Source organism: Mesorhizobium sp. M7A.F.Ca.AU.001.01.1.1, from assembly GCF_004022735.1.
Taxonomy (GTDB): Bacteria; Pseudomonadota; Alphaproteobacteria; order Rhizobiales; family Rhizobiaceae; genus Mesorhizobium; species Mesorhizobium ciceri.
The window spans coordinates 1-3,656 of the sequence record NZ_RZPF01000662.1 but is presented as its reverse complement, the minus strand read 5'-3'; the positions used below and the strand labels follow the sequence as shown (position 1 = coordinate 3,656).

3 protein-coding genes and 1 pseudogene are annotated in these 3,656 nt (G+C 62.1%); all 4 read right to left on the bottom strand.

What is annotated here, in order from left to right; all coding sequences use genetic code 11:
• Positions 1 to 927: sugar ABC transporter ATP-binding protein (locus tag EN884_RS29315; RefSeq protein ID WP_164895221.1), on the bottom strand; the 927-nt coding region annotated here is incomplete at its 3' end.
• Between the two features lie 183 nt (positions 928 to 1,110).
• Positions 1,111 to 2,103, bottom strand: coding sequence for an ABC transporter substrate-binding protein (locus tag EN884_RS29310; RefSeq protein WP_063169030.1), 993 nt, complete (start codon positions 2,101 to 2,103; stop codon positions 1,111 to 1,113).
• 300 nt (positions 2,104 to 2,403) lie between these two features.
• The gene (locus EN884_RS29305) at positions 2,404 to 3,402 is read right to left on the bottom strand and encodes an aldo/keto reductase (protein ID WP_063169029.1); all 999 of its coding nucleotides are present in this window, start codon (positions 3,400 to 3,402) and stop codon (positions 2,404 to 2,406) included.
• Between the two features lie 60 nt (positions 3,403 to 3,462).
• Positions 3,463 to 3,656, bottom strand: a pseudogene (locus EN884_RS29300) (UxaA family hydrolase); the annotation flags it as partial.

The following is a 3,656-nucleotide window of genomic DNA, read 5'->3' as shown; positions in this document are numbered from 1 at the left end:
GAACTCGCTGCGTCCGGCGCCGATCAGCCCATAGAGTCCGACGATCTCGCCGGCGCGGACCGTCATCGAGACATTTTCGAAGCCCTTGCCGGACAGGTTTTTCGCCTCGATGATGGCGGCGCCCGGCGTGAAATGCTCCTTGTGATAGACCTGCTCGATCGAGCGGTTGATCATCATCTTGACCAGTTCGGCATCGTTGGTCTCTGCGATGTTGCGGGTGCCGACCAGCGTGCCGTCGCGCAGCACGGATACCCGGTCGGCGAGTTCGAACACTTCCTCCATGCGGTGGCTGATGTAGATGATCGTCACGCCTTCGCCCTTCAGACGGCGGATCAGCGTGAAGAGCTGGTCGGCCTCCTTGCGGGTGAGGTAGGCGGTCGGCTCGTCGAAGATCAGGAATTTGGTGCCGCGCACGGTGGCGCGGGCGGCGGCTATCAGCTGCTGCTGGCCGATGGTCAGGTCGCCGAGCGTGACATGCGCCGGCAGGTCGAAGCCTAGGTCGTCGATGATCGTCTGCGCCTGCCTGACCATGGCGCGCTGCTGCAGGATGCCGAAGCGCGAATTCTCCTCGCCGAGGAACATGTTGGCGGCGACCGTCAGGTGACGGCACAGCACGACTTCCTGGTGCACGGCATTGATGCCGAGCGCCATCGCCTCGTGCGGCGTCGCCAGGGCGGCCGCCTGGCCCTCCCAGACAATCTCTCCGGAGGTGCGCGGCATGACGCCGGTCAGAAGCTTGATGAGCGTGGATTTGCCGGCGCCGTTTTCGCCGACGATGGCGTGGATCTCACCGGACTTGAAGGCGAGATCGACCGGTTTCAGCGCGTGGGTGCCGGGATAGCGCTTCTCCAGGCCACGCAATTCGAGGATAGTCCGCCCCTGTTCCAGAACGGGTGCGGGATGCAGTTCCTGCGCCGTCGAAATCATGACAATCCTCCCAGATTGGCCTCCCGGATTGGCTTCCCAGGCTGGCCTCACGATTGGCACGCGGCGAGGCAGGGATATGCCTCGAAAACAGCCTGGCTCAGGCGTGCGGATTGCCAAGCCGTTCGTGCGGCAGTTTGTGTCTCCGGGGCGAGGTGCCCCGGAGACGATTGCGGATGCGACGGCTCAGAGCTTCGGATTGAGCAGCGCGTCGATCTTGGGATCTTTCATGTTGTCCTTGGTCACCAGATTGGCGCCGGTGTCGACATTGGCTTCGACCTTCTCGCCCTTGGAGGCGGCGAGCGCGGTCTTGATGCCGTCATAGCCCATCCGGTACGGATCCTGGACGACGAGGGCGGAAATGACGCCGTCGTTGAGGAACTTGATCAGCTTCTCGTCGCTGTCGAAACCGACCAGCGCCAGCTTGCCGCCAAGGTTGTTTTCCGCGACGGCCTGGCCGACGCCCTGCGCCATGATCAGGTTGGAAGCGAAGATGCCCTTGAGGTTCGGGTTGGCGGTGATCAGGTCGGTGGCGATGTTGAGGCCGGTGGTGGCCTGGCCGTCGGCATATTTGTCGGCAACCAGCTTGAGGCCCGGATATTTGGCGGCCAGCTGTTCGGTGAAGCCCTGCTTGCGCTGTTCGAGCGAGCCGGCGCCAGGTGCGTTGGTGATCAGGGCAACGTCGCCCTCGATCTTGCCGCCGTTGGCGGCGCCGATGGCAGCTGCGAGGCCGTCGGCAGCGACGCGGCCGCCCTGGACGTTGTCGGTGGTCAGGAACGAGGTGAAGGCCTTGGAGTCGGCACCGGAGTCGATGCCGATGACCTTGACCTTGGCAGCGGCTTCATCGATCGGCTTGCCGAGCGCCTTGAACTCGGTCGGCGCAATGACGATGGCCGCCGGGTTGCTGGCAACGGCGTTCTCGAGGATCGAGACCTGGCCGTTGACGTCGGTTTCAGCCTGGGCGCCGAGTTCCGGCACGTTGACGCCGAGATCCTTGCCGGCCTTGCGGGCGCCGGCCAGAACGATCTGCCAGTAGAAGGACGTGGTGTCCTTGACGATGATCGGAATGGTGACGTCCGCCGCCGAAACCGGCGCCGGATGCATGACGCCGGCGAGCATTGAAGCTGCTGCCAGCGCCATGACGGCGCGGCGGTTGAGAATGCTGGTCACGAATTTCATGAGGTTTCCTCCCTAAGTCGCCCGGTGAACGATACGGAAGCTCCGTTCGGATAGGCGCGGTCCCAAACAGAACTTTATCAATAAAAAACAGTTGCCCTGTTTTGATAGTGCATCGAACAGATCGATGCAAGCGGTGTTTGACCAGTCGTTGCGAGGTCTGGCAGAGGCAGATCCCCCGCCCTGTTCTCCCATTGGCGCCGTCACGCTTCCGTTCCGTTCTGGGAACGTATGGAATATTAATTCCACCAATTCGTCAATATGGAATATCCATTCCTCCATGTGCCGAAGGAACATGAAGTTTCACACCAGCTCCTGCACCAGCGTGTAGGGACGATATTTGGCGTATTCCGTTTCCGGTACGTCGATGTCGAGCAGCTCGAGGTTGCGCGTCAGATTTGCCAGCTTGGCGGTGCCGGTCAGTACGGTGGCGACGGCAGCTTCATGCAAGGGGAATTGGAACGCTGCGGCGGCGAGCGGATAGCCACCCTCGGCGGCGATCCTTTCCATTGCGCCGACGCGGTCGAGCACGTCATGGCTGGCGGGGCGGTAGTCGAAATGTGCGCCTTGCACCGGGCCGGTCGCCAGGATGCCGGAGTTGAACACGCCGCCAATGACCAAGGAGGTCTGCTGTGCCCGGCATAGCGGCAGCAACTCCGCTTCGGCACTGCGGTCGAGCAGGGAATAGCGGCTGGCAAGCAGGATGCAGTCGAGCGGCGCCCGGCGCATCACGTCCAGGCAGATCTGCACCTCGTTGACGCCAAGCCCATAGGCAGAAATGACGCCAGTCCGTTTCAGCTCTTCGAGTGCCTTGAGGCCGCCATCCATCAGGTCGCGAAAATGCAGCTTGGTCTTCTCGATACCATGGGTGTAGGCGCCGATGTCGTGGACAAACAGGATGTCTATCCTGTTTAGGCCAAGCCGCGCATAGCTGAACTCGACCGACCGCATAATGCCGTCATAGGAATAGTCGTAGTCGAGCGCGAAGGGCAGCGGATCGACATAGGAGTGATCGGGAACCTGATCGTCCGGCACCGGGCGAAACAGCCGGCCGACCTTGGTCGACAGCACATAGGAATCGCGCGGCTTGTAACGCAGGAAGTCGCCGAAGCGGCGCTCCGACAGTCCGAAACCGTAGAAGGGTGCGGTGTCGAAATAGCGCAGGTCGGCATCCCAGGCGCCCTGCAGCGTCTCCATCGCCGCTTCGCGCGAACAGGCGCGGTAAAGGCCGCCAAGTGCGGCGCCGCCGAAACTGACTTCGGTGACCTCCAGAGCTGTCCGACCGATACGGCGTTTTTCCATGCAAAACCTCCCCGTTGCCCGCCGCTGACCGGCGCGCCGTCTATTTTATATCAGTAAAATCTAAAGTGTTGCGCCCAGATGCCAGGGCACGAACTCGTTGTCGCCGTAGCCGAAGTCCTCGCTCTTGGTCTTGCGGCCGGAAGCCGTTTCGACGATCAGTTCGAAGATCTCGCGGCCCATGCCGGCGATGGTCTTTTCACCCGAGGCGATGACGCCGCAATTGACGTCCATGTCCTCTTCCATCTGGTGGTACA